At 67.9% G+C, this 293-nt stretch carries 1 protein-coding gene; it reads left to right on the top strand.

The window, feature by feature from the left end; all coding sequences use genetic code 11:
• Positions 1-15 precede the first annotated feature (15 nt).
• A partial coding sequence (locus tag ACL06G_RS21540; RefSeq protein WP_412836532.1) for a hypothetical protein occupies positions 16-293 on the top strand: 278 nt, incomplete at its 3' end.

The following is a 293-nucleotide window of genomic DNA, read 5'->3' as shown; positions in this document are numbered from 1 at the left end:
AAGTTCGATCTGACGGTGGCGTTGACGGAGCACACCGGCCCGGACGGCACTCCCGCAGGACTGACCGGCCACGCCGAATACGCCACCGACCTCTTCGACCACACCACCGTCGAAACCCTCCTGAACCGCCTCACCCACCTCATCCAGCACAGCGTCACCCACCCCGACACCCCCCTGCACACCCTCGAACTCCTCACCCCCACCGAACACACCACCCTCACCACCGACACCCACACCACCACCGACCACCCCACACCCACCTGCGTCCACGACGCCTTCGCCGCAGCCGCCGC

Source organism: Streptomyces callyspongiae, from assembly GCF_047200695.1.
Classification (GTDB): Bacteria; Actinomycetota; Actinomycetes; order Streptomycetales; family Streptomycetaceae; genus Streptomyces.
This window is presented reverse-complemented; position numbering and strand designations above follow the sequence as displayed.